Genomic DNA, 24,685 nt, shown 5'->3' with positions numbered 1-24,685 from the left:
TAAAGCAGCGCGTTTTGCCCAAACCGACAGGCAATAAGGCGGGAAAGCGCGCGGGCCTCGTCACCCGGATCGTTAATCCGGCGCGCAAGCTCACGGTAAAGACGCCGCTGCCGCCCACCCGCAAAGGCTCCCGCACGCGGGAAAAGCTCAAGGAAGCGGCGCTCAGGGCGCTTGAGCACAAAGGCTATCGCAGCCTGCGCCTGACCGATATCGCCCTTGAGGCTGACGTCAACATCAGTCTAGTTTACCATTATTTCAATGACAAAGCCGACCTCGTGTTCGAAGCTTTACGCGATATGGTCAGCATCCGTCGCCATTTCGAGGCCGACCCGACCCGCCCGCATGAACCCTTTGCCGCGCTTTATTATGCCAACAAACGGTTTGCCGATTTTTATCAGGCGCACCCCGGCCTCATCCGCAGCCTGCTGCATTTCGATGAGGACAACCCGAAATTTCACGATCTTTACAGCGAGGTCAACCAGGACTGGATGACCCATATCGCTGACAATATTCGCAAACGCGCCGTTGCCGTAAACCTTTCAGAGCCTGAAGCCTTTGCGATCGCCTATGCCCTGGGCGGTCTGGTCGAAAAATTCCTGTTCGATCTTTATGTGGAACGCAATCCGGCCCTCATGTCCGAATTCACGTCCACCAGCGATGCCGCCCGCTTTCTGGCTATTCTTTGGTTCCGTGCGCTTTACCTCGCCAACCCGACAGAGGCCGAACTTGCCAAATTCACCAAGTTTGACAAGCTTCATGTCACGGACATCGCCTGACCGGCCCCGGGTCAATAAAATTATATAATATAACGCCTTTAATTTCCTGGTCGATTCCGGCAACGGTCGGAGTATGATCGCGGCAAGTGCTGTCAGAGTTTCAGAGTACGTCCACCACAGCCGCATCGAGGGTCATGTTCAAGGAACGCCAGATCACCAGCATGTCCCTGCTCGCCTATGCGTTGCCGGCGGCGGCCTTTGCCATCCCCACCATCCCCGTCGCCATTCATGTGCCAGGACTTTATGCCGAGGACATGGGACTAGGCCTTGCGGCGGTGGGGGCGGCGCTGCTGATCGCACGCTTTTTCGATATCATCAGCGACCCGCTCGCCGGCATCATCAGCGACCGTTTCCCCCTGCCCTGGGGACGGCGCAAGACCTGGGTAATTCTTGGCGCCCTTGCCGCGGGCTTTGGCCTCTACCGGTTGTTTTCACCGCCTGCGGGGGCGGACATCAATTATCTTCTGACCTGGTCCGTCGTGCTTTATGTGGGCTGGACCTTTGTTACGGTGCCTTATAATGCCTGGGGGGCCGAGCTTTCGGAAACCTATGACGGGCGAACGCGGATCACCACCGCGCGCGAAGCCTGCGGCGTGATCGGCATTCTGGTCGCCTCGATCGCACCGTTCTTGTTGTCCTATATGGAGCTGGATGACGAGGCCAGTCGGCAGGGCATCGTCTGGATCGCCTTCATGTTTGGCACCCCGGCGCTGATTTTTCTCATTCTGCTGGTGCCGGAACGGCCGCGCCCACCCTCGGCCAAGCCGTATTTCTCCCGCGCGTCCTTGAAAGCCATTGCCAAGAACAGCCTGTTCATACGGCTGGTCACGGCCTGGTTTCTGAACGGCACCGCCAATGCCCTGACCGTCATTCTGTTGCCGCTTTATATCAAATATGTCCTCGCCGTCCCGCACGAGACCCGGGACGCGCTGATTTTTCTCTATTTTGCCTCGGCGGTGCTGGCTCTGCCATTTTGCGCCAAGCTGTCAAAGCGACTGTCAAAACATCAGAGCTGGAGCGTCATCATGACCGGTGCCAGCCTGACCTTTTTGCTGGTGCCGCTTGTGGGGCCGGGCGACGTCTGGCTGTTTGCCATTGTCTGCGCCATCACCGGCGCGGCCCTTGGCGCCGATCTCGCGCTGCCGCCCGCCATGCAGGCTGATGTGATTGACATCGACCGCCTGCATACCCACGAAGAACGCGCCGGGCTGTTTTTCGCCTTTTGGGGCATGGCCACCAAGCTCGCGCTGGCTCTCGCCATCGGCTGCGCCTTTCCGCTGCTTGATGCCACGGGCTTCGTGACCGACGGCACGACCAACAGCCCGCCCGCCCTCATGATGCTTATGGTGCTTTATGCGACGGTGCCTGCCGCGCTTAAATTCGCGGCCATCGGGCTTATGTGGAATTATCCCTTGTCGCGCAAGCGTCAGGAAGCGTTGCGCCGGCGATTGTCGCGCCGTCCAAGCTCACCCCGTAAGCGGGCGGCGGCCTAACCGTCACCCCGCCGTCCGGCCTCCCGCCACCGGGGTTTCAGGAACCGCGCAGCTGTCACAGATATAATCAATGACCGATTTGTCCTTCTTGGTGACAAAGCGCAGCTTGACCCAGCGCCCGGCCCGGTCATACCAGACATCAAGGTCGAGATCGCCGCGGAAGCTGTAGTGGCGTGCGGGCAGGCTACCGCTGTTGATGGCAATAAGCTCCTCCCCGAGATCAGTCACCTGCACGGCGTCAATGCGGCCGCTCTGGCTATTCAGAATGCGGCTGGTTTTCAGTGTCGCCGGGTTCCAATGTTCGGTCGGATAGAGCGGAGCCGCCACCAGAACCTCTCCTTCCGGACCATTGACACGCATCCCCGCGGACGTGGCCGAGGCCAGGATCTGTTTCTTCTTGCCGTTGTCATTCACATGCGCCTCGAAACTGGTCATCGTCTCCCCGCACCAGAGCGACACGGAATCGAAGCTGTAGCTATAGGCGGTCACGAACAGGACCTTGACCTTGAGACGGCCTTCGTTCACCACGCGCAGAATGCCATTTTCCGTGCTGAAGCGCGTCTCCTGATGGCCGATCAGATCGCCATTGCGGCGAATGTCATAACTGACCTGATTGCCATAGAGAAGATCCGGACGCAGCCCCGCAGCCGTCTGCGGCCGGCTTGAACAGGACATGGCGGAACCGTCAAGGCTGGCGGCAATCGCCACACCCGGCAATGTCAGAAAAATCACAGTGCGAAACAGGAAAGACAGCGACAAGCCCCGACCCCCGTCTTGCGTTGATGAGCTTATATTTACGTCATAAAAACTCTTGGAGATCAAGCGGCCGACAGGTCATGCCTCCGCTTCCGCTGTAGCGCCGGCACCATCCGGAGGGCGAGCAGAACGAGAATGATCGAGAGATAAATCAGCGGCTCGGTCACATCCGCCTTCACCGACATGGTGAAATGAATGGCAGCCATAATACCCGCCCCGTAAACCAGACGATGCAACGCCTGCCAGCGCCGCCCGCCCAACCGCCGCACCATCTTGTTAGTCGAAGTGACGGCCAGCGCCAGCAGGATAAGAAACGTCGCAAACCCAAGCATGATGAAAGGACGCTTGGCCACATCCTTCCAGATGTCATGCAGGTTGAAAAACTGATCGACCCCGGCATAGGTCAGCACATGGAGGAGAGCATAAAAAAACGCATAAAGCCCGATCATGCGGCGATAGCGCATGATCGTCTTGATGCCACTCAACCGCATGAACGGCGTCACCGCCAGGGCGAGACAGAGAAAACGAATAGCCCAGAGGCCAGTGAAATGAATACCCTCCTTGATCGGGTTGGCGCCAAGCCCGCCCGACAGCACAAGCCACACAAGCCAGGCGGCGGGAACCAACCCGATAACAAATAGAACCGCCTTCCAGGGATCACGTCGCCGCATCAGAAATACCGCCTAAGATCCATGCCCTTGTAAAGCCCCGCGACCTCCTCCCCATAGCCGTTGAACATCAGCGTTTCCCGGCGGAAAAACTCCCCGATGCGGCGTTCCTTGGCCTGGCTCCAGCGCGGATGATCCACGGTCGGGTTCACATTGGCGTAAAAGCCATATTCCTGCGGCGCCGACAGATTCCAGGCCGTCACCGGCTGCCGCTCGGTCAGCCGGATGCGGGTGATCGACTTGATGCTTTTAAAGCCATATTTCCACGGCACCACCAGCCGGATCGGCGCGCCATTCTGATTTTCAAGCGGCCGCCCATAAAGCCCGACCGCGAGGATCGCCAAGGGATTCATGGCCTCATCAAGCCGCAGGCCTTCACGATAGGGCCAGGTGAGCACGGCACTCCGTTGCCCCGGCATCTGTTTTGGATCATGCAGCGTCTCGAACGCCAGATAACGCGCCTTCGACGTCGGCTGCACCTGATCGAGCAGGGCCTTGAGCGGAAATCCGGCCCAGGGAATGACCATGGACCAGGCCTCGACGCAGCGCAGGCGATAGATGCGCTCCTCAAGCGGCATGGCTTTCATCAGGGCGTCAATATCGAAGGTTTTCGGCGTCGCGACCTCGCCATCGACAATCAGGCTCCAGGGCCTTGGCCGCAGGGTCCCGGCATTGCGGGAGGGATCTTCCTTGTCGGTCCCGAATTCATAAAAATTGTTATAATGGGTCACGTCGGTGAGCGGCGTCTCCTTCTCCGTCGTGCTGAAGCGGCTGTGGGCCAGCGTCCCGAGAGAGGGGGCCGCAGCCGGTGCCGCGAACGCCGGGAACGCCGCCCCAAGCGCAAGCGCCCCGCCCGCCACCATAAAAGCGCGCCGGTTCACATAAAGCGCTTCGGGCGTGACATCATTTTCACTCAGGATCTGGCGGTTACGGATCAACATGGCTGAACCTGTGACGGTGATTGAGCTTCAGAATAGCATGTTCCACGCAACAGTTAGGCCAATCCAACGTCACAATCTCGCGAGGGGGCTTATGCCTTTCCCTGCGAGGGTTCTTGCCTTTCCCTGACTTCTCGGGCAGGAAAGACGGCCTTGGACCCTTAAATGAAAGACCGCCATGGCTCCCCCCGTTATGACGCTTAAAGACATCCGTCTGCGTCTCCACGCCCATCCCCTGTTTTCCGGGGTTGAGCTTGTGCTTGAAGCCAATGATCGCGTCTGTCTTGTGGGCCGCAACGGATCGGGAAAATCGACCCTGCTCAAGGTCATCGCCGGCGAAATGGAGCCCGACAGCGGCGAACGCTTCGTCAAGCCCGGCACCCATATCGTCTATCTGCCGCAGGAGCCGGTGTTCGACGGCTTTGACACGGTCGAAGCCTTTGTCGCCGACGGTCTGCCCGCCAATGCCCGGGACGACCATTATCTGGTTGAGCTCATGCTGGCCGAGCTTGGGGTCGATCCGCATACCTCCACCGCCACGCTGTCCGGCGGCGAATCGCGCAAAGCCGCGCTCGCCCGTGCCTTTGTCGCCGATCCTGACGTGCTGCTGCTGGATGAGCCGACCAACCATCTGGACCTCGCCACCATCGATTGGCTCGAAACCAAGCTCAAATCCTTTGCCGGGGCCTTCATCGTCATCAGCCATGACCGCACCTTCCTGCGCAATGTGAGCCGGGCCAGCTTCTGGCTTGATCGCGGGCTCGTGCGCAGCACCAACCGGGGCTATGCCGCCTTCGACGAATGGGCCGAACAGGTCTATGCCGAGGAAGAACAGGCAGCCCAGCGGTTCGAGAAAAAACTGGCCGAGGAACTGCATTGGCTGGCCCGTGGCGTGACCGCCCGCCGCAAACGCAATCAGGGCCGCCTGCGCCGCTTGCAGGACTTGCGGCAGGACAAGGCCGACGCTATCAAACGCACCGGCACGGTCAGCCTGCAGGCAGGTTCCGGCAGCATTTCGGGCAAGATCGTGATCGATGCCGAGCATATCTCCAAATCCTTTGGCGAACGCCAGCTGTTCAAGGATTTTTCAACCCGCATCGGCCGCGGCGACCGGGTCGGCATCATCGGTCCGAACGGGGCCGGGAAAACCACGCTGCTGAAAATCATGACCGGGCTCGCCAAGCCAGACGAAGGCAAGGTCAAACTCGGCGCGAGCCTGACCATCGCCACCCTCGACCAGACCCGGAGCGCGCTTCGTGAGACCGCAACGGTTCAGGACGCCCTGTCGGACGGCAATGACTATGTGACCGTACTCGGCGCCGAACGTCATGTGGCAAGCTATGCCCGCGACTTCCTGTTCACGTCCGAACAATTGCGGGCCCCGGTCGCGGCGCTGTCGGGCGGGGAGCGCAACCGGCTGCTGCTCGCACGGATTCTGGCCAAGCCGTCGAACCTTCTCATCCTCGACGAACCGACCAACGATCTCGATATGGAGACGCTCGACCTCCTGGAGGAACTGCTCGCCGATTATGACGGCACGCTGATCCTGGTGAGCCATGACCGCGACTTCCTCGACCGCGTGGTGACCTCGACCATCGTTCTTGAAGGCGACGGCACGGCCCTGGAATATCCCGGCGGCTACAGCGATTATCTGATCCAGCGCCGGGAGCGCAAAGCCCAGGAAAAATCCGCCGCCAGCGGAAAATCACCGGCCCCGGCCCAGCCCGCCGCTGACAAAGGCACGGCGAAGCTGAGCTATAAGCACAAACGCCGCCTTGAACTGCTGCCCGGCGAAATCAGCGCCACCCAGGACCTGATCGCCAAAACCGAAAAAGCCCTGGCCGACCCGCAGCTCTACAGCCGCGACCCGAGCGGATTCGCCAAAACCAGCGCCGCCCTCGACGCCGCTCAGGCCAAATTGCAAAACCTTGAGCACGAGTGGCTCGAAATCGAAATGCTGAGGGATGAGCTTGGCGGGTAAAGGGTCAGTGCTTCGAGACAGCCCCTGACGGGGCTTCCTCAGCACGAACGGGAACTTTTGGGACATTCTCCGTTCGCCCTGAGGAGCGCAGCGTCTCGAAGGGCAGCAACCGCCCTCAATGAATCCCGTGCATGCGCTTGCGTAGGATCGGGGTCAGTAGCAACAGCACGATCCCGGTGCCGACGCCCACCATGCCGATGGTTTTGAAGACATCCATATAGCCCGCAAGCGCCGCCTCGGGCGAGAGGGCGAGGCCGGACTCGTCGTGGGTGCCGGTGGCCATGGCGATGAGGGAGGCGATATATTGCGCCGCCGCCGTCGACAGGAACCAGACCCCCATCATCAGCCCGACGATCTTCGGCACCGACAGTTTGGTGATCATGGACAGGCCAACCGGTGACAGACAAAGTTCCCCGGTGGTGTGCAGCAGATAGGCGAGCACCAGCCAGATCATCGCCACCTTGGCGCTGCTGTCGGCGAATTGCGCGCCGAACACCAGCACGAGAAAGCCGAGCCCGGCCTGAATAATGCCAAAGGCAAATTTGGCCGGGGTCGAGGGTTCAAGCTTGCGCCGGCCGAGCCATACCCAAAGACCGGCGAACAGCGAGCCAAACACCACGATGAAGATCGGATTGAGCGACTGGAACTGCGAGGTCTGGATCGTGCTGCCCCAAAGATCGCGGTTTACACTACGATCCGCAAAGAGCGTCAGCGACGTGCCCGATTGTTCAAACAGCGCCCAGAACAGCACGCCGAACAGCATCAGCACGAGCGCCACCAACATGCGATCGCGCTCCACCGGGGTGCAGCGGAAAAAGCAGAAATACAACAGCCCCACCACCACAATCGCACTGAAGATCCAGAGGAGATTGCCAACCAGGGAAAAGCTTTGCACCAGAAACCAGGCAATCCCAATGGACGCCACCGCTCCGGCATAGATGCTATGTTCAATGTTGAGGCCGATCGGACTTTTCTGCTTGAGCCCCGAGGCACTTGGCGGTTCGGCGTGGCCCTCAAGATATTTTTGCCCGCCCCGGAAAATCAATAGCCCCAGCAGCATGCCGAACCCGGCCAGACCGAAGCCATATTTCCAGCCATAAACCTCCCCGAGATAGCCGCAGAGCAGGGACGCCACCGCCGCGCCGATATTGATGCCCATGTAAAAAATGGTGAAACCCGCATCCCGGCGCGGATCGTTCTGGTCATAAAGCGCCCCGACCATGGTCGAGATATTGGGTTTGAGAAAACCGATGCCAATGATGATGAAGGCGAGAGACAGATAGAACATCTGCAAATAGAAGGGATCGCTGATGATGGTCCGGGTTCCGTCAGCGGCAAAACTTTCGACCGCTGGCACACCTTCGAAGGCCATGCCGAAATGGCCAATGACCAGCAGGATCGCGCCGAGCGTCACCGCCTTGCGTGAGCCTAAAAACCGATCGGCCATATAGCCGCCAAGCACCGGCCCCACATAGACGAGCGCCGTATAGGCCCCGTAAACCGCATAGCTCGCCTGATCGCTGAACAGGAAATGCTTGGCCAGATAAAGGGTCAGCAGCGCCTTCATGCCGTAAAAGCTGAAGCGCTCCCACATTTCGGTCAGGAAACATATGGCCAGTCCACGCGGATGCCCGAAAAATCCCTTCATATGTCCTCCTTTGCATGGTCAAGCTGCCCTGTCTCAAGACACACGATGTTGCGGAAGCCGTCAAGAGGGGGCGCGCAATCCGCGTTTTGACGCTATCCTCAGAGTAAGCCGAGCAGGAGATAGCGCATGACGCCCCGAGATCCCATGACCGAGCTTCCGACCCATGACGTCACCAACCAGCCGCCGATCTTTGATGGCATCAATCTCTATGCGCTCGACCTCGCGCTGCAGGAGGCGCTTCTGCGCGAGGGCGGGACGGCGGTTGTGGATAAGACCGAAAGCCTTGGGGCCATCATGGGCCGCGCCGATACCTTCGAGGCGGCCGACAACGCCAACCGCCACAAGCCTGAACTCCAGAGCTTTGACCGTTATGGCCGCCGTATTGATGCGGTGAGTTTCCATCCCGCCTATCATCAGTTGATGGCGCTCGCCGTCGGATTTGAAATCCCGTCCATCGCCTGGACCGCGCCCGAGGGTGGCCATGTGGCCCATACGGCGCTTGAATATCTGTTCGCTCAGGTCGAAGGCGGTGCCTGCTGCCCGGTCACTATGACCTATGCCGCAGTCCCGGCGCTGCGTCTGCAACCGGACCTCGCCCGCGACTGGGAAGCGAAAATCCTGACCCCGCAATATGACCCGCGCCCGCTGCCCATGGCCGAGAAGGACAGCGTCACCATCGGCATGGCCATGACCGAAAAACAGGGCGGATCCGATGTCCGCGCCAACACCACCCGCGCGACACCCTTGGCCGAAAGCGGCTGGTACAGCCTCAAGGGCCATAAATGGTTCTGTTCCGCGCCCATGTCCGACGCCTTTTTGACATTGGCCCAGACCGGCAAGGGGCTCAGTTGTTTTTTCGTGCCGCGCTGGACGCCGGACGGGCGGCGCAATCCGTTTTTCATCCAGCGGCTTAAGAACAAGCTTGGCAACTGGTCCAATGCTTCGGCCGAAATTGAATATGATGGCACGCGCGCGGCGCTGGTTGGCGAAGAAGGCCGCGGCGTGGCCACCATCCTTGAGATGGTGCATCACACCCGGCTTGATACCGCCATGGCCGCCGTCGCCCTGATGCGGCAGGCGCTGACCCAGGCGCTTTATCACACGCGGCATCGGATGGCGTTCCAGAAAAAGCTGATCGACCAGCCGCTGATGAGCATGGTGCTGACCGATCTCGCGCTGGAGGTCGAGGCTGCGGTCGCCCTGCTGTTCCGAGTCGCCCGCGCCTATGACGACAGCGCCCGGGATCCGCAGGCGGCGAAATTCGCCCGGCTCGCGGTGGCGGTGGCCAAATATCATCTCAACAAGCGCGCCCCCGGCTTTGTCTATGAGGCCATGGAGTGCCTCGGCGGCATCGGCTATGTGGAGGAAAGCATCATGGCCCGACTATACCGGGAAGCGCCGCTGAACAGCATCTGGGAAGGTTCGGGCAATGTGATCTGCCTCGATGTCCTGCGCACGGTGGAAAAGGACCCGGAAACCCTTGAGCTTTATTTCGCCGAACTTGAGCGCGTGAAGGGCCAAGCCCCGGCCTTGGATCGCGCCGTGGCCGAACTTCGGGACGACTGGCGCGACCGCGAGGGCCTTGACCTCCGCGCCCGCCATCTGGCTGAAAAAATGGCTGTCTGCCTCGAAGCCGCCCTTTTGTTGGACCATGCTCCAACGGTTGTCAGCGACGGCTTCCTGCAAAGCCGCATGAGTGGCGGGCGCGGACGCGCCTATGGCAGCCTGCCGAGCTCCATCGACCGCGCGGCCATACTGGCTCGGGCCTGGCCGCTCGCCTGAAGCGATGTATATCCACCATTGCGTGCAACGATCCAAGCCATTAGACTTTTTCAACAAATACGAATGCATGGGGGGTTTGCTTGACCGTACAGATCACCGACGCCTTCGACGGCGGCAACATTGTCGTTCGCTCGCTTGAGAATCTGGAACAGATTCAGCTCGAAATCCGCAAAGACGCCCAGTCCGATTTTTACCAGTGGTTTTATTACCGCCTGTCCGGCGCACGCGGACAGGAATGCGTGATGAAACTCACCAATGCCGGGGGCGCCGCCTATGCGCCCGGCTGGACCGGCTATCAGGCCGTCGCCTCCTATGATCGGAAGACATGGTTCCGCGTCGCCACAAGCTACCGCGACGGCGCCCTGACCATCCGCCACCGCCCCGAACGCGATGCCGTCTATTATGCCTATTTCGCGCCCTATTCCATGGAGCGCCATGCCGACCTCATCAGCCGCATGATCATGGACGCGCGGGTGCGCCTGACGGTACCGGGACGCACGCTGGACGGCCAGGATCTCGATGTTCTTGAAATCGGCAATAGCGACCGCGCCCGGGCCAAGAAAATCTGGGTCATCGGCCGCCAGCATCCGGGCGAAACCATGGCCGAATGGCTGATCGAGGGGATGCTTGAACGCCTGCTCGACCGCAACGATCCGGTCGCGCGAGTGCTGCTGGAAAAAGCCGTGTTTTATGTGGCGCCGAACATGAACCCCGACGGCTCGCGCCGGGGGCATCTCAGGACCAATGCGGTCGGCACCAATCTCAATCGCGCCTGGGCGGAGCCGGATCTGAAAACCAGCCCTGAAGTGTTCCTGATCCGGGCGGAGATGCAAAAGACCGGGCTGGACTTCTGTCTCGATGTGCATGGGGACGAGGAACTGCCCTATAATTTTGTCGCCACAGCCCAAGGCATTCCGTCCTGGGACGACCGGCTCCATGATTTGACCGAGCGCTATAAGACGGCGTTGGTCGCGGCCAGCCCGGATTTCCAGACCGAAAAGGGTTACCCGAGCGTCGCCCCCGGCAAGGCCAATCTCACCATGTGCACAAGCTGGGTGAGCGAGCATTTCAAGGCACTCGCTCTCACGCTAGAACAACCATTCAAAGACACCACCGCCACCGCAAGTCCCGTCTACGGCTGGTCCCCCGCCCGCGCCAAAATTCTGGGCCGGGCTCAGCTGGATGCGGTATTTGCGGTGATTGATCAGTTGTGAACACATAAGATTGTCATGGCCGGGCGTGGACACCGGCAATCCATCTTTTCGCTATAACAGCAGGTGGCGCCATAGATACCCGGGTCAAGCCCGGGTATGACAATATATGTGTGGGGCGTCGGCAACTCCCTTGAGAAAGTCGAAACCCTGCCCGAGTGCTTTTACTGGGAAGCTGGATGCGTTCTATGCGCTGAGTGATCAGCCGGGAACCAAAATCATGTCATTGCCGGGCGTGGACACCGGCAATCCATCTCTCCGCAATACCCGCAGGCGGGACCGTGGATACCCGGGTCAAGCCCGGGTATGACAGTTTTTTGTGTGGGGCGGCGGCGCTTTAAGCTGTTTCGTCTTCCCTTAGGGCGAGTTCGGTGATCATGGCTTCGCGCATGACGAATTTCTGGACTTTGCCAGTGACGGTCATGGGGAACTCGTCGACGAAGCGCACATAACGCGGAATTTTGTAATGGGCGATCTGGCCTTTGCAGAAGGCCTGGATGTCTTCCGGCGTTACCACCACGCCCTGATGAACCTTCACCCAGACACAGAGCTCCTCGCCATATTTCGGGTCGGGCACACCAAACACCTGGGCGTCGGCGATTTTCGGGTGGCGATAGAGAAACTCCTCGATTTCTCGCGGATAGATATTTTCGCCGCCGCGAATGACCATGTCTTTGACCCGGCCGACGATGCGGCAATAACCCTCGGCATCTATGACGCCGAGATCGCCGGTATGCATCCAGCCGCCAGCGTCTATGGCGTCCGCCGTGCGCTCCGGGTCCTCCCAATAGCCGCGCATGACCGAATAACCGCGGGTGACGATTTCGCCCTGGGTGCCACGCGGTGTCATACGGCCTGCCTCGTCGATGATCTTGACCTCCACATGGGGATGGATGCGGCCGACCGTGGTGACACGCTTGTCGAGCGGATCGCCAGTGCCGGACTGGAAGCTCACGGGGCTGGTCTCGGTCATGCCATAGGCGATGGTGACTTCAGGCATATGCAGTTGATCGACCACCCGGCGCATGACCTCGATCGGACAGGGGGAGCCCGCCATGATGCCGGTGCGGAGCGATGACACGTCGGCCTCCGCCCGCGTCGGATGATCGAGCACGGCGATGAACATGGTCGGCACGCCATAAAGCGCCGTGCAGCGCTCCGCCGTCACCGCCTCAAGCACCGTCTGCGGATTGAAGGCATCGTTCGGATAAACCATGGCCGCACCATGGGTGACACAGTTCAGATTGCCCATGACCATGCCGAAACAATGATAGAGCGGCACCGGAATGCAGACCCGGTCGAACTCGGTCATGCCCATGGCCTCGCCAACAAAATACCCGTTGTTGAGGATATTGTGATGGCTGAGGGTGGCCCCTTTCGGAAGCCCGGTGGTGCCCGAGGTGAATTGGATATTGACCGGATCATCGGGCTGCAGATCAAGCGCGAGGACATCCAGACGATCCCAATGCTCGGGCTGGGCCAGCGCCGGGATATCGTCGAAATTGAACGCGCCCGCCGTATGCTCCCCACCTAAGCGGATCACATGTTGCAGCGCCGGCAGACGCGCCGCCTTCAAAGCCCCTGGCACCGACAGCGACAGTTCCGGCGCGAGTTCGCGCAGTATGGCAATATAGTCGCTCGATTTGAAATGCGCGGCCGTGACCAGCGCCTTCGCCCCCACCTTGTTGAGAGCATATTCAAGTTCCGATACCCGATAAGCCGGATTGATATTGACCAGCACAAGCCCGGCCATGGCGCTGCCGAACTGGGTCAGCACCCATTCCACGCAGTTCGGGGCCCAAATGCCGATGCGGTCCCCGGGCTCGAGCCCAAGGGCGAGAAGTCCCGCCGCGAAGGCCCGCGAGTCCTCGTATAGGTCGCGCCAGGTCAATCGGCGATTCTGTTGGCGCACGATCAAGGCATCACGGTCGGGCCATTGGGCGGCAGCGTCCGTCAGGGCCTGACCGATGGTCTTGTACAGCAGGGACTTACTGCTGGCACCCTGCACATAAGAGGTCGAATTTTTCTCGCTCATCATCGTTTTCCAACCGCCTTTTTCCTGTTTTTTCTGCTTTCGAATACCAGCCTAGCTCTGAAAACGGGATGGAGACAAGACCTTGAAATCACGCCGGAATTATTGCGCCGCACAAATATTATTGCGACGCAAAATTATTGGGCCTATCCTCAAAGCGTTCCGCGTTCGGCCGCCCCCCCGAGGACCCGCAATCAAGGATCTCATCATGGCTATCAAAACTCCCGGAAATACTCCAAACCCATCATCGGCCCCGAAAATGGGTGGGCAGAACCCCTCGACGCCTGGGGCAAATCCCACGCCCAGCTCTGCATCTTCATCGATGCAAGTCACGCAACATCCGTCGTTTCAGGAGAGCGGGTTTGCAGACCTGCGGCTCGCAGGTGACGAATTGGTTCACTTGGCCGAAGCGTCCCAGCAGGTCACTCACGACAGTCTGGTCCGCCTTGAAAAGGAAATACAGGACTATACCCGGACCTCCGTCGACCAGGGCTTAGAGGCCTTGCGGTCTATGATGGCCGTGCGCACGCTGCCCGAAGCCGTCGAACTTCAGTACAAATATAATCTTGAAGCGTTCAAGGACTTTACCGAGCATCTCCAGTCCCTGCACCAGATCGGCATCGAACTGAGCCAGAAAGCTATGGAGCCTCTGGCCGATTGCTTCGATGGCCGGTTTACAAAATTCACCGGCATGAGATCAGCCTCTGCCTGATATAAAAACAGCGCCGGAAGAGCTTCCGGCGCTGTTTTTAAATAATCGATGTAACCGCAGTTACCGGACCGGGCCATTCATGACCCGGCGCTGATTGCTGATTCGACGGTCGCGGCGCGAGGTCTGAGCCTGATAGGCCTGCGCACAATGTTCCGCACAATAGGGAACGGTCTGTTCCGCCTGCTTGCCGCAAAAATGGAAATCCGCGTCGCCTGGATGGCCAAACGGCCATTTGCACATGCGATCGGTGAGATCAAGCAGGGTCACCCGCTGTTTGACGGCTTTCTTTTCGGGTTGTTTCTTAGGCGCGGCCGGACGCGCGGCCGTGGTCGAGGCTTGCTTCGCCGTATCAGCCTTGACCGGCGACGGACGGGACGACAGACCCATGCGATGCGCCTTGCCAATGACGGCATTTCGCGTGACGCCACCGAGCTCGGTCGCGATCTGGCTTGCGCTCAGACCCTTTTCCCAAAGTTCCTTTAGTAACCCGATACGGTCGTCGGTCCAGCTCATATGCCAACCTTTGTCTCTGAAAGTCTGAAGAGGGCTCACCGTCTAGCTAATGCTTCGGGCCCCGAAAATCAAGGCTGAAGGGCAAGAAACCCCGCGATAGATGAGCGCGCCCTTGCATTTTCCGCCCGAATTTGGCTATGACTGCAAGGGAAATTCATCCCCCTGAGGATCTGTCAGTCATGTCCAGTCCCGCCGTGAAATCGCCTGCACCCTGTCCAGGCTTTGCCGAACGCCGCATCGGCCGGGTCAATTGGCTCGGCTTCTGGACCATGTATCTGAAGGAAATCCGCCGCTTCTGGAAGGTGGCCATGCAGACGGTGTTTGCCCCGGCCATCACTACGCTGCTGTTTCTGGCCATTTTCAGTCTGGCCCTCGGCGGCCATGGCCGCGTGGTTGGCGGCGTGCCGTTCGAGATGTTTCTTGCCCCCGGCCTCATCGCCATGACCATTTTGCAGAACAGCTTTGCCAATACATCATCCTCGATCCTCATCGCCAAGGTTCAGGGCAATATCATTGACGTGCTGATGCCGCCGCTCAGTCCCGGCGAAGTGACCGCCGCCTATCTTCTTGGCGGGGTGACGCGCGGCGTGCTCTGCGGCTTTGTGGTTACGCTTTGCATCCTGCTGTTCGTGCCGCTGCAGATCGCGCATCCCCTGGCCGTACTTTATTTCGGCATCAGCGGCGCCTGCATGTTGTCAATCCTCGGGATTCTGACCGGCATCTGGGCCGAGAAATTCGACCATGCGGCCACCGTCACCAATTTCATCGTGACGCCGATGTCCTTTCTCTCCGGCACCTTTTATTCGATCGAGCGCCTGCCCGGCATCTGGCACACCATCAGCCAGTTCAACCCGTTCTTTTATGTGATCGACGGCTTTCGCTATGGATTCCTTGGCCATGCCGACGGCACGCTTTGGGTCGGTGTCGCCGTGACGCTTGGCGTCAATCTGTCCCTCGGGCTGTTGTGCTATGGCCTGTTCCGCTCCGGCTACAAGCTCCGACCCTAGAAAACCGCGCATCAGGCACGGCAAGGCTGTCATTGACTTCAAGGGACCGGATCGACATAATCCCCGCCTTTTCCGGGCCTCCCGTGCCGTATTTTGTCCCGGTTTCCGCCAAGGATTATGGCCAATGAAAAACAGCCGCGCCGATCTTCCGTCTGAGTCACTGACCCCACCGGTATTGCCGACCTATGCCCGCGCCGATCTGGCCGTGGCCCGGGGTGAGGGTCCCTATCTCTTTGACGAGAGCGGCCGACGTTATCTTGATTTCGTGGCTGGTGTGGCAGTGAACTGCCTGGGTCATTGTCATCCGGCATTGGTGAGCGCGCTTGAAACCCAGGCGCGCGCGCTGTGGCATACCTCGAACCTGTTCCGCATTCCGGGTCAGGAAAAGCTCGCCGAGCGACTGACGGAACTGACCTTTGCCGACACCATGTTTTTCACCAACTCGGGTGCGGAAGCGATCGAATGCGCGATCAAGATGGCGCGCAAATTCCAAAGCCATAACAACCGTCCCGAACGTTTCCGGCTTATCACCTTTGAAGCCGCGTTCCATGGCCGCACGCTAGCGACCATTGCCGCCTCGGGTCAGGAAAAAATGCTGAAGGGATTTGGCCCCAAGGTTGATGGCTTTGATCAGGTGGCGTTTGGCGATCTCGCCGCTGCCGAAGCCGCCATCACCCCGGAAACCGCCGGGTTCCTGATCGAGCCGGTGCAGGGCGAAGGCGGCATCCGTGCCGCCACGCCGGAGTTCCTGCGCGGCCTCAGGGCGCTCGCCGATCAGCATAACCTCGTGCTGATTTTCGACGAAATCCAGTGCGGCATGGGCCGGACCGGCAAGCTTTTCGCCCATGAATGGGCCGGCGTCACCCCCGATATCATGGCTGTGGCCAAGGGCATCGGCGGCGGGTTTCCGCTCGGCGCCTGCCTTGCCACGGCCGAAGCCGCAGCGGGCATGACCGCCGGGACCCACGGCTCCACCTATGGCGGCAATCCGCTGGCCATGGCGGTCGGCAATGCCGTGCTTGAGGTGGTTGCGGGTCCGGGCTTTCTCGATCATGTCGTCGAGATCGGCGATTATCTCGGCGCAGCCCTTACCGATCTGGCCGCCCGTCATCCGGATATTTTTGCCGACGCCCGTGGTCAGGGCCTCATTCGTGGCCTCAAGCTCAAGACCGACCTCCCCGCCTTTATCGTGGCGGCGCGGGGTCAGGGCCTTCTGCTGGCGGCCGCCGGGGATAATGTGGTGCGGCTGCTGCCACCGCTCATTATCGAACGGGCTCATGTGGACGAAGCCATCGCGCTTCTGGATGCGACGGCCAAGGCTGTCGCTGCGGAAGCTGCCTGAAATGATGTATCTGAAGCCGAAGGGGGGCTTTCATCATGACCAATAATCTTTCCGGGCCAACGCCCCGGCATTTCATCGACTTGCACGAAACACCGGCGGCGGCGCTCAGGGCCATGCTGGACGTCGCCCGCGCCATGAAAAGCGCCCGCGCCGGTTGGCCCAAGGGCCAGGTCGAGCCGGACGCGCCACTTGCCGGTCACAGCCTAGCGATGATTTTCGAGAAATCCTCGACGCGGACACGGGTCTCGTTCGAAATGGCCATGCAACAGCTCGGCGGCAAAACCATCGTCATGCAGGGCAATGACATGCAGCTTGGGCGCGGCGAGCCGGTGTCCGACACCGCCAAGGTGCTGTCGCGCTATGTGGACGCCATCATGCTGCGGTCGAACAGCCATGAGGCGCTTCTGGAACTCGCCCGTCATGCGAGCGTGCCGGTGATCAACGCCCTCACCGATTTCAGCCATCCCTGTCAGGTGATGGCCGATGTCATGACCTTTGAAGAACATAAAGGCCCGATCAAAGGCCGGGTCATCACCTGGGTTGGCGATGGCAACAACATGGCCGTGTCCTGGATCCATGCCGCCGCCCGCTTTGGTTGCGAACTCCGGCTCGCCTGCCCGGCCCCCTATCGTCCGGCCCAAAGCGAAATCGACTGGGCCAACCAGAATGGCGGCAAGGTCATCCTGACCGAGGACCCGATCGAAGCCGCGCGCGACAGCGATTGCCTGATCGCCGACACCTGGGTCTCCATGGGCGACAAGGACATCGAAGAACGCTTGCAGGCGTTCCAGCCCTATCAGGTCAACGACCAGCTGATGGCGGTGGCCGCCAAGGACGCCATTTTCATGCATTGCCTCCCGGCCTATCGCGGCAAGGAAGTCAGCGCCGAGATGCTCGATGGCCCGCAATCGGTCATCTGGGACGAGGCGGAAAACCGGCTCCATGCTCAAAAAGGCATCCTCATGTGGTGTCTTGGCAAGATTTAAGCCCTTCGAACGGAAACCAGAATGTCCGAACAGTCCGACGCCCTGACCTTCAGCGATGTTGTTGTCCCCTTCGTGCTTGAAAAGCGCGGGGTAAACGGGCGCGTGACCCGGCTTGACGCCGTGGTCGACACCATCCTGACCCGCCATGATTACCCGCGCACGGTGTCGACCCTGCTCGGTGAGGCGCTGGCGATTACGGCGCTTCTGGGCAGTCTGATGAAATTCGAAGGCATCTTCACCTTGCAAGCCAAGGGCGACGGCCCGGTATCCCTGCTGGTCTGCGATTTTGTCACCGCCCCCGGCTCGGACGGCGCGGTATCGATCGGCGGCACGCTCCGGGGCTATGCCAAATATGACGTCGAAAAGCTCGCGGCACTTAGTGATGGCAGTCATGACCTCAAGACCCTAATGGGTGGGGGCTATCTCGCCTTCACTCTCGATCAGGGTGACTTTACCGACCGCTATCAGGGCATCGTCGATCTCGATGGCCAATCCCTCGACGACTGCGCGCGGGCCTATTTCAGGAATTCCGAACAGATCGCCGCCGACATCAAGACCCGCTGCGCCCTCGTCTCCGGTGCTCATGGCATGCACTGGCGGGCGGGCAGCCTGTTAGTACGTCATCTGCCCGCGATCGGGGGCGATATCGACCCCGCGACCGCCCATACGGAAGAAGAACGGCTTGAGAACTGGGACTATGCCCGGGCCATGCTGACGAGCCTCCGGGCCGAGGAACTGCTGGATCCCCGGCTGTCGCTCCATGATCTGCTCTATCGGCTCTATCATGATGACGACACGCGAGTTTACAGCCCGTCCCATCTGACCTTTGGCTGCCGCTGCAGCGAGCAGCGCCTTGCCCTGGTTATCGGCTCCTTCCCCCCGGAAGAGCGTATCGAGATGGCCAAAGACGGCGAAATCACCGCCACCTGCGAATTCTGCAAGACCGATTATAAATTCAAGCTCGCGGACTTTATGTAGGCCGCAACCGAAGAAAGAACCTGGATCGCCACGCCGCTGACGCGGCTCGCGATGACGGTTGCCACCACTTCCGTCATTGCGAGGCGCAGCCGAAGCAATCCAGACCTTTGGTGCCGATAGCAGAGCCTGGATCGCCGCGCGGCTAACGCCGCTCGCGATGACGCAAATAACGTGACACACCCCCTTCCATCGTGAACAAAAAGGGACCATATTAAGCGCCATGACCCGCGCCCCTGATATGCCCGCAAGCCCACTCTATACGCCTCACAAACCGGTCCGCCCGGAGAAACGAGAGGGCGGGATTCCGTTGCGCATGGTGACCGACTATAGCCCGTCGGGCGACCAGCCGCGCGCCATCGTCGACCTTGCGGACGGGCTCGAGCGTGGGGAAAAGGATCAGGTGTTGCTTGGCGTCACCGGATCGGGCAAGACCTTCACCATGGCCAAGGTGATCGAGACATTGCAGCGCCCGGCCATCATTCTGGCCCATAATAAAACGCTCGCGGCGCAGCTTTATGGTGAGATGCGCAGCTTTTTTCCCGACAATGCCGTCGAATATTTCGTGTCCTATTACGATTATTATCAGCCCGAAGCCTATGTGGCGCGAACCGACACCTATATCGAAAAAGAAGCCACCATCAACGAACAGATCGACCGCATGCGCCATGCGGCGACCCGCGCGCTGATTGAACGCGACGATGTGATCATTGTCGCCTCGGTGTCCTGCATCTATGGCATCGGCTCGGTTGAAACCTATACCGCCATGTCGCAAAATCTTGAGGCCGGGAAATCCTATGACCAGCGCGAGCTGCTCCGGCGTTTTGTCGCCATGCAATATAAGCGCAACGATCAGGCGTTCCAGCGCGGCACGTTCCGGGTGCGCGGCGACGTGGTCGAAGTCTTTCCATCGCATCAGGAAGACCGCGCCTGGCGGCTGTCGTTCTTTGGCGACGAGCTTGAAGCCATCATCGAATTCGACCCGCTGACCGGTGAAAAAACCGCTCAGTTCGGCAGCGTCATGCTTTATGCCAACAGCCATTATGTGACCCCGCGCCCGACCCTTGAGCAAGCCATCAAACAGGTCAAGCGCGACCTCAAGCTGCGCCTCGCCGAATTCAATGAACAGGGAAAACTGCTGGAAGCCCAGCGGCTCGATCAGCGCGTCACCTTTGACATCGAAATGATGGAGGCAACCGGCGCCTGCCCCGGCATTGAAAATTATTCGCGCTATCTGACCGGCCGCGCGCCGGGCGAGCCGCCGCCGACGCTGTTTGAATATCTGCCCGACAACGCCATCCTGTTTGTCGACGAAAGCCATCAGACGGTGCCGCAGATCGGCGGCATGTCGCGGGGCGACTATCAACGCAAATGGACCTTGACCGAATTCGGCTTCCGGCTGCCCGCCGCCATCGACAACCGGCCCCTGAAATTCGAGGAATGGCAGCAGATCCGGCCGCAATCGGTGTTCGTCTCAGCCACCCCCGGCCCGTGGGAGCTGGAACAGACCGGCGGCGTCTTTGCCGAACAGATCATCCGCCCGACGGGACTTGTGGACCCGCCCTGCATCATTCGTCCGGTGGAAACCCAGGTCGATGACCTGCTGCACGAGATCCACGCCACAGTGGCGCAGGGCTATCGCGTGCTGGTGACCACGCTGACCAAACGCATGTCCGAGGATCTGACCGAATATCTCCATGAAAACGGCGTCGCCGTGCGTTATCTTCATTCCGATATCGAAACGTTGGAGCGCATTGAGATCATTCGCGACCTTCGGCTTGGGGTGTTTGATGTGCTGATCGGCATCAACCTGCTGCGCGAGGGGCTTGATATTCCTGAATGCGGGCTTGTGGCCATTCTGGACGCCGACAAGGAAGGCTTCCTGCGCTCGACCACCTCGCTTGTGCAGACCATCGGCCGGGCGGCGCGCAACGTGGACGGCCGGGTTCTTCTATATGCCGACAAGATGACCCGCAGCCTGGTCGCGGCGCTGGACGAAACCGACCGGCGGCGGCAAAGACAGATGGCCTATAATGCCGAGCATGGCATCACGCCGGAAAGCATCAAAAAGAAGATCGGCGATATCCTCGACAGTGTGGCCGAGCAGGATCATTACACCGTCGATCTCGGCGACGAAACCACGGGCCATATGGTCGGCAACAACCTCGCCTCCCATATCGCCGCCCTGGAAAAAGACATGAAAGCGGCCGCCGCCAATCTCGAATTCGAACAGGCGGCCCGCATCCGCGATGAAATCCGCCGGCTTGAGGAACGCGACCTCGGCATCCCCGGCTCCGCCCCCTCGCTGCGCCTCAAAGCCGCCAACCGCCCGAGCGGAAAATCCACCGCCGGACGCGGCGGCACCCGCGCCCGCAAAGGCAAAAGCACCGGGTTCTGATCAGCCCGGACTGATGCCGGGCTCCTGTTCGACCGTCATGACCTGGGCGTAGTCGTCGGCGCGCAGGTCGCTGATGCTGTCATTGACCACTTCGGCCGGGGTGCCAAGGGCTTCGAGCACGCGGCCGCCGAGTTGCAGACTGGCTTCCAGGGTTTCAGGCACGGAGGCGGTCGCCCCGAGCGCCATCAGGACGTGACAGTGACCGGCATCATGGGCGCGGACAACTATGGGCAGGTCCGGCGCAAGTTCGCGGGCGGCGCGCACCGAAGCCGCCGTGACCACCGGATCGTCGATTGTCACCACCATGGCCGCCGCATGGGCGATGCCCGCTGACTTCAGGAGATCACGGCGCGAACCGTCGCCATAAAAAACTGACAGGCCACGTTCAATGGCATCGGCCACGCGGTCCGGATTGGTATCGAGGGCAACGAAATCAAGTTTGTGGCGTTCGAGCAGCGCCGCCACCGTATGGCCGACACGGCCGAATCCGGCGATCACCACATGGCCTTCGCTGCGGCTTGCGGTGGTTTCAAGATCGGGACCGAGCCGCTCGCGCGCGGCCGTCTCGCGGCTGCGGCGGTCGAGCTTTTTCTGCCACCGTTCCCCAAGCAGGAACAGGGCCGGTGTGACCGCAAGCGACAGCCCGCCGACCACATATAAAAGCTGTGCCATGTCAGGGTCGAGAAATTTCCGCGCCGCCAGCCCCATGATGACAAAAGCGAATTCGCCCACCTGGGCGAGACTGAGGCCCAACCGCAAAGCCTCCCCAAGCGTGAGCCGGAACAAGCGCCCGAGCAGGGTGATGATCGCGCCCTTGACCACAACCACAATGACCAGCACGCCGACCACCAAAGCAACATGGTCAACCACATAATGAGCATCGAGATTCATGCCCACGGTCATGAAGAAAAGCCCGAGCAACAGCCCCTGATAGGGCTCGATATCGCGCTGGATGACCTCGCGATATTCGGTCTCGGCGATCAGCAATCCGGCCAGGAAGGCGCCAAGTTCCATGGACAGCCCCACCGACTCCATGGCCGAGGCAATGCCGAACAGGATGAGAAACGCCGCCGCCGTGAACACCACATCGCTGCGGGTCCGCGCCACGGCACGAAACAGCGGCCGCAACAACAGCCGCCCGATGGCGATAACACCGGCGATGGCAATCACCGCCTGCCCGACCGCCTTCAGGCCCCCAAGCCACATGCTGGAGCCGAGAGCCGCCCCGAGAGCGGGCCCGCCGCTGGCGCTGGTTTCCACAAACAGAATAAGCGGGATCACCGCCAGATCCTGAAACAGCAGGATGGCGAAGGCCTTGCGGCCGAACCGCGTCGGCATATCGCCGCGCCCCGCCAACATCGGCAACACCACCGCCGTCGAGGACAGCGCCAGCGCCCCGGCGATGATAATCGCATGTTCAATCGAGCGATTGACCAGGGACGCAAGCAGCACCACCACGGCCATGCTGACAGTCATTTGCAGAAAACCGAGCCCGAAGACATCGCGGCGCATGGCTTTCAGACGCGCAAACGACAGCTCAAGCCCGATCGTGAACATGAGAAAGATCACGCCCACATCGGCGAAATGGGCAATCTGTTCGCGGTCGTTCAGAAGCGCCAAGCCGCCCGGCCCGATGGCCAACCCGGCCAGAATATAGCCGACAATGGGACTAGCCCCAAGCCGCGCGAGCGCGAGCACGGAGACCACCGCCGCCACCAATAGAATAAGAATATCCTGAAAGAACAGGGCGTCAGACGCCACATCGGCCGGTGTCATGCTGCGAGCACCTGAAGAAAGAGACAATCATGATGATCCCCGACCCTAACCCGAACGGGCATCCGCTGGCGAGTGGCGAATGATGTTTGGCCCCCGCGTCATAACTGCTAAAACCAGAAAAACACGCGAGGAGATTGCCGCACCATGTCCACCGTCCAGAATGCCGCCCTTGTCACCGGCGCTGCCCATCGTGTGGGCCGGGCGCTTGCAACCGATCTTGCCGCCCATGGCTGGGCCGTGGCCATTCATTGCCACCGCTCGGTCGCGGCCGCCGAGGCGCTGGCTGCGGACATCCGGGCCGGTGGTGGCAAGGCGGCAGTGGTCACCGCTGATCTTGCGTCGGAAGACGAGACGGCCGGGCTGATCGCGGCAACGACGGATGCGGTTGGGCCGTTACGGCTTCTGGTCAACAACGCCTCCCTGTTCGAGGATGACAGCTGGGAAACCGCCACCCGGGAGAGCTATGAGGCCCATATGGCCACCAACCTCCGGGCCCCGTTCCTGCTGTCCCAAGGGTTTGCGGCGCAAGCCCCCGATCACAGTGTCATCGTCAATATCATTGACCAGCGGGTATGGCGGCTCACGCCCAAGTTTTTGTCTTACACCCTGTCGAAAGCCGGGCTCTGGACCTTGACCCAGACCCTGGCCCAGGCGCTTGCGCCGCGCATTCGCGTCAATGCCATTGGGCCTGGTCCGGTGCTGCCAAGCAGTCGCCAAAGCCTTGAGTCCTTTGACGCTCAGGTCGCCGCCCTGCCGCTTGGCGCCTCGACCGGCCTTAAAGAAATCTGCGCTGCTTTACGATTTATCCTTGAAACCCCGTCCATGACAGGGCAAATGATTGCTTTAGATGGCGGCCAGCATCTCAGCTGGCAGACGCCTGACGTGATGGTCCAGGAATGACCCGGATGGAAATCAGCAACGTCCAGCCTTTGAAGATCGCCGATGCCAAGCGCTCGATCCGCCATGTCTTTGTGCGCGATCTGCAGCTTATGGCCTCGATCGGCGTTTATGCGCAGGAACTGGATATTCTTCAGCGCATCCGCATCAATGTGGATGTGTCGGTGGATGAATCGCTGTCCGTGGTCGATGGCGACGTGAGCAGCGTCGTCTGTTACGACAGCCTGGTGCGCCAGATCCGCACCCTCGTTGACTCGGGCCATATCCATCTGGTCGAGACCCTGGCCGAACGCATCGCCGACATGTCCTTGCAGGATCGTCGGGTGCGCGGCGTGCGCGTGCGCGTCGAGAAACTGGACGCCGTGCCCGACACCGCAAGCGTCGGCGTCGAGATCGAGCGCCTGCCCAACTGACCGTCTCAGTTCTTACCTTCATTGCGCCAGATAAAGTCTTGATTCCGGGTTCGCATCTGGCGTAGCCCGCGATTCGCGATGGTTAAGTTGTGCACACGACGCGTGACGCCTTTCGCAAATCCGCAATGAGTGCATAGGCTCTTAAAAAAATCCCGCACCATGCGCCTTGACTTGCTGTTCAAACACTTATTTCAATGACTTAGCAAATATGCCTGTTTTTTAGGCAACGCGCTCGAAAGCCAGCTTTCCTGCCATACGGCGCTGATGCTACCGTGGTTATGTACAGAGTTATCCACAGGAGTCGTGGATAGAATCCCGGCGAATCTCAGACCTGTTCAAACAGCCGGAGATTCTCCGCGGATTTCGGCCATATTTTGGCCA

At 60.3% G+C, this 24,685-nt stretch carries 20 protein-coding genes; 13 read left to right on the top strand and 7 right to left on the bottom strand.

All coding sequences use genetic code 11. From position 1 onward, the window contains the following. Positions 1–14: 14 nt before the first annotated feature. Positions 15–776: a TetR/AcrR family transcriptional regulator gene (locus tag NYP16_RS12620; protein WP_274944514.1), complete on the top strand. Its 762-nt coding sequence runs from the start codon at positions 15–17 to the stop codon at positions 774–776. Positions 777–910: 134 nt separating this feature from the next. Beyond that, a complete protein-coding gene (locus NYP16_RS12615; protein WP_274944513.1) occupies positions 911–2,269 on the top strand; it encodes an MFS transporter in 1,359 nt (452 codons plus the stop codon). Positions 2,270–2,272: 3 nt separating this feature from the next. Here NYP16_RS12615 and NYP16_RS12610 read toward each other — a convergent pair whose 3' ends face one another. The 3 genes from NYP16_RS12610 to msrP are packed head-to-tail and all read right to left on the bottom strand — an operon-like array spanning position 2,273 to position 4,634. Further along, positions 2,273–3,028, bottom strand: a complete 756-nt coding sequence (locus tag NYP16_RS12610) for a DUF6134 family protein (RefSeq protein ID WP_274944512.1) — start codon at positions 3,026–3,028, stop codon at positions 2,273–2,275. Positions 3,029–3,087: 59 nt separating this feature from the next. Next, positions 3,088–3,696 carry a protein-methionine-sulfoxide reductase heme-binding subunit MsrQ gene (locus NYP16_RS12605; protein ID WP_274944511.1) on the bottom strand — a complete coding sequence of 203 codons (609 nt, stop codon included), beginning with the start codon at positions 3,694–3,696 and terminating at the stop codon, positions 3,088–3,090. Continuing rightward, positions 3,696–4,634: a protein-methionine-sulfoxide reductase catalytic subunit MsrP gene (gene msrP / locus NYP16_RS12600; RefSeq protein ID WP_274944510.1), complete on the bottom strand. Its 939-nt coding sequence runs from the start codon at positions 4,632–4,634 to the stop codon at positions 3,696–3,698. The genes NYP16_RS12605 and msrP overlap by 1 nt, the downstream gene beginning before the upstream one ends. Before the next feature lie 175 nt (positions 4,635–4,809). Here msrP and NYP16_RS12595 point away from each other — a divergent pair, with 175 nt between their 5' ends. Further along, positions 4,810–6,612 (top strand): ABC-F family ATP-binding cassette domain-containing protein, encoded by a 1,803-nt coding sequence (locus tag NYP16_RS12595; RefSeq protein ID WP_274944509.1) that lies wholly within the window; start codon positions 4,810–4,812, stop codon positions 6,610–6,612. A gap of 115 nt (positions 6,613–6,727) precedes the next feature. On the opposite strand, the gene NYP16_RS12590 is transcribed toward NYP16_RS12595, so the two are convergent. Next, positions 6,728–8,260, bottom strand: a complete 1,533-nt coding sequence (locus tag NYP16_RS12590; RefSeq protein WP_274944508.1) for a peptide MFS transporter — start codon at positions 8,258–8,260, stop codon at positions 6,728–6,730. A gap of 126 nt (positions 8,261–8,386) precedes the next feature. Here NYP16_RS12590 and NYP16_RS12585 point away from each other — a divergent pair, with 126 nt between their 5' ends. Both NYP16_RS12585 and NYP16_RS12580 read left to right on the top strand, forming a co-directional pair. Beyond that, positions 8,387–10,042, top strand: coding sequence for an acyl-CoA dehydrogenase family protein (locus NYP16_RS12585; protein ID WP_274944507.1), 1,656 nt, complete (start codon positions 8,387–8,389; stop codon positions 10,040–10,042). A gap of 80 nt (positions 10,043–10,122) precedes the next feature. Continuing rightward, positions 10,123–11,256 carry a M14 family metallopeptidase gene (locus tag NYP16_RS12580; RefSeq protein ID WP_274944506.1) on the top strand — a complete coding sequence of 378 codons (1,134 nt, stop codon included), beginning with the start codon at positions 10,123–10,125 and terminating at the stop codon, positions 11,254–11,256. A gap of 334 nt (positions 11,257–11,590) precedes the next feature. On the opposite strand, the gene NYP16_RS12575 is transcribed toward NYP16_RS12580, so the two are convergent. Continuing rightward, positions 11,591–13,288, bottom strand: coding sequence for an AMP-binding protein (locus tag NYP16_RS12575; protein ID WP_274944505.1), 1,698 nt, complete (start codon positions 13,286–13,288; stop codon positions 11,591–11,593). 319 nt (positions 13,289–13,607) lie between these two features. Here NYP16_RS12575 and NYP16_RS12570 point away from each other — a divergent pair, with 319 nt between their 5' ends. Further along, a complete protein-coding gene (locus tag NYP16_RS12570; protein WP_274944504.1) occupies positions 13,608–13,997 on the top strand; it encodes a phasin family protein in 390 nt (129 codons plus the stop codon). A gap of 60 nt (positions 13,998–14,057) precedes the next feature. On the opposite strand, the gene NYP16_RS12565 is transcribed toward NYP16_RS12570, so the two are convergent. After that, positions 14,058–14,510 carry a GcrA family cell cycle regulator gene (locus tag NYP16_RS12565; protein ID WP_274944503.1) on the bottom strand — a complete coding sequence of 151 codons (453 nt, stop codon included), beginning with the start codon at positions 14,508–14,510 and terminating at the stop codon, positions 14,058–14,060. Between the two features lie 179 nt (positions 14,511–14,689). On the opposite strand from NYP16_RS12565, the gene NYP16_RS12560 reads away from it, so the two are divergent. The 5 genes from NYP16_RS12560 (at position 14,690) to uvrB (ending at position 21,218) form a co-directional block, all read left to right on the top strand. Next, positions 14,690–15,517, top strand: a complete 828-nt coding sequence (locus tag NYP16_RS12560; RefSeq protein ID WP_274944502.1) for an ABC transporter permease — start codon at positions 14,690–14,692, stop codon at positions 15,515–15,517. Positions 15,518–15,641: 124 nt separating this feature from the next. After that, complete coding sequence (locus NYP16_RS12555) at positions 15,642–16,859, top strand: aspartate aminotransferase family protein (RefSeq protein WP_274944501.1); 1,218 nt, start codon at positions 15,642–15,644, stop codon at positions 16,857–16,859. A gap of 35 nt (positions 16,860–16,894) precedes the next feature. After that, complete coding sequence (gene argF / locus NYP16_RS12550) at positions 16,895–17,845, top strand: ornithine carbamoyltransferase (protein ID WP_274944500.1); 951 nt, start codon at positions 16,895–16,897, stop codon at positions 17,843–17,845. A gap of 21 nt (positions 17,846–17,866) precedes the next feature. Further along, entirely contained in the window at positions 17,867–18,823 is a 957-nt protein-coding gene (locus tag NYP16_RS12545) for an Hsp33 family molecular chaperone HslO (RefSeq protein ID WP_274944499.1), read from the top strand. Positions 18,824–19,043: 220 nt separating this feature from the next. Next, complete coding sequence (gene uvrB / locus NYP16_RS12540) at positions 19,044–21,218, top strand: excinuclease ABC subunit UvrB (protein ID WP_274944498.1); 2,175 nt, start codon at positions 19,044–19,046, stop codon at positions 21,216–21,218. Here uvrB and NYP16_RS12535 read toward each other — a convergent pair whose 3' ends face one another. After that, a complete protein-coding gene (locus NYP16_RS12535; RefSeq protein WP_274944497.1) occupies positions 21,219–22,994 on the bottom strand; it encodes a cation:proton antiporter domain-containing protein in 1,776 nt (591 codons plus the stop codon). A gap of 144 nt (positions 22,995–23,138) precedes the next feature. Between NYP16_RS12535 and NYP16_RS12530 the strand changes: the two genes are divergently transcribed. Together NYP16_RS12530 and folB are read left to right on the top strand one after the other, a co-directional pair. Continuing rightward, positions 23,139–23,894: an SDR family oxidoreductase gene (locus tag NYP16_RS12530; protein WP_274944496.1), complete on the top strand. Its 756-nt coding sequence runs from the start codon at positions 23,139–23,141 to the stop codon at positions 23,892–23,894. Next, positions 23,891–24,304 carry a dihydroneopterin aldolase gene (gene folB, locus NYP16_RS12525; RefSeq protein ID WP_274944495.1) on the top strand — a complete coding sequence of 138 codons (414 nt, stop codon included), beginning with the start codon at positions 23,891–23,893 and terminating at the stop codon, positions 24,302–24,304. Before NYP16_RS12530 ends, folB begins: the two co-directional genes overlap by 4 nt. Positions 24,305–24,685: the final 381 nt, after the last annotated feature.

The organism is Govania unica (assembly GCF_027920805.1).
Lineage (GTDB): Bacteria > Pseudomonadota > Alphaproteobacteria > Sphingomonadales > Govanellaceae > Govanella > Govanella unica.
This window is presented reverse-complemented; position numbering and strand designations above follow the sequence as displayed.

Excerpts from the sequence above, each read along its gene's own strand:
- msrP (WP_274944510.1), bottom strand. The coding sequence starts at position 4,634 with ATGTTGATCCGTAACCGCCAGATCCTGAGTGAAAATGATGTCACGCCC.
- NYP16_RS12565 (WP_274944503.1), bottom strand. The coding sequence starts at position 14,510 with ATGAGCTGGACCGACGACCGTATCGGGTTACTAAAGGAACTTTGGGAA.
- argF (WP_274944500.1), top strand. The coding sequence starts at position 16,895 with ATGACCAATAATCTTTCCGGGCCAACGCCCCGGCATTTCATCGACTTG.
- folB (WP_274944495.1), top strand. The coding sequence starts at position 23,891 with ATGACCCGGATGGAAATCAGCAACGTCCAGCCTTTGAAGATCGCCGAT.
- NYP16_RS12535 (WP_274944497.1), bottom strand. The coding sequence starts at position 22,994 with ATGACACCGGCCGATGTGGCGTCTGACGCCCTGTTCTTTCAGGATATT.
- NYP16_RS12575 (WP_274944505.1), bottom strand. The coding sequence starts at position 13,288 with ATGAGCGAGAAAAATTCGACCTCTTATGTGCAGGGTGCCAGCAGTAAG.
- uvrB (WP_274944498.1), top strand. The coding sequence starts at position 19,044 with ATGACCCGCGCCCCTGATATGCCCGCAAGCCCACTCTATACGCCTCAC.
- NYP16_RS12615 (WP_274944513.1), top strand. The coding sequence starts at position 911 with ATGTTCAAGGAACGCCAGATCACCAGCATGTCCCTGCTCGCCTATGCG.
- NYP16_RS12590 (WP_274944508.1), bottom strand. The coding sequence starts at position 8,260 with ATGAAGGGATTTTTCGGGCATCCGCGTGGACTGGCCATATGTTTCCTG.
- NYP16_RS12605 (WP_274944511.1), bottom strand. The coding sequence starts at position 3,696 with ATGCGGCGACGTGATCCCTGGAAGGCGGTTCTATTTGTTATCGGGTTG.
- NYP16_RS12555 (WP_274944501.1), top strand. The coding sequence starts at position 15,642 with ATGAAAAACAGCCGCGCCGATCTTCCGTCTGAGTCACTGACCCCACCG.
- NYP16_RS12595 (WP_274944509.1), top strand. The coding sequence starts at position 4,810 with ATGGCTCCCCCCGTTATGACGCTTAAAGACATCCGTCTGCGTCTCCAC.
- NYP16_RS12560 (WP_274944502.1), top strand. The coding sequence starts at position 14,690 with ATGTCCAGTCCCGCCGTGAAATCGCCTGCACCCTGTCCAGGCTTTGCC.
- NYP16_RS12530 (WP_274944496.1), top strand. The coding sequence starts at position 23,139 with ATGTCCACCGTCCAGAATGCCGCCCTTGTCACCGGCGCTGCCCATCGT.
- NYP16_RS12585 (WP_274944507.1), top strand. The coding sequence starts at position 8,387 with ATGACGCCCCGAGATCCCATGACCGAGCTTCCGACCCATGACGTCACC.
- NYP16_RS12545 (WP_274944499.1), top strand. The coding sequence starts at position 17,867 with ATGTCCGAACAGTCCGACGCCCTGACCTTCAGCGATGTTGTTGTCCCC.
- NYP16_RS12570 (WP_274944504.1), top strand. The coding sequence starts at position 13,608 with ATGCAAGTCACGCAACATCCGTCGTTTCAGGAGAGCGGGTTTGCAGAC.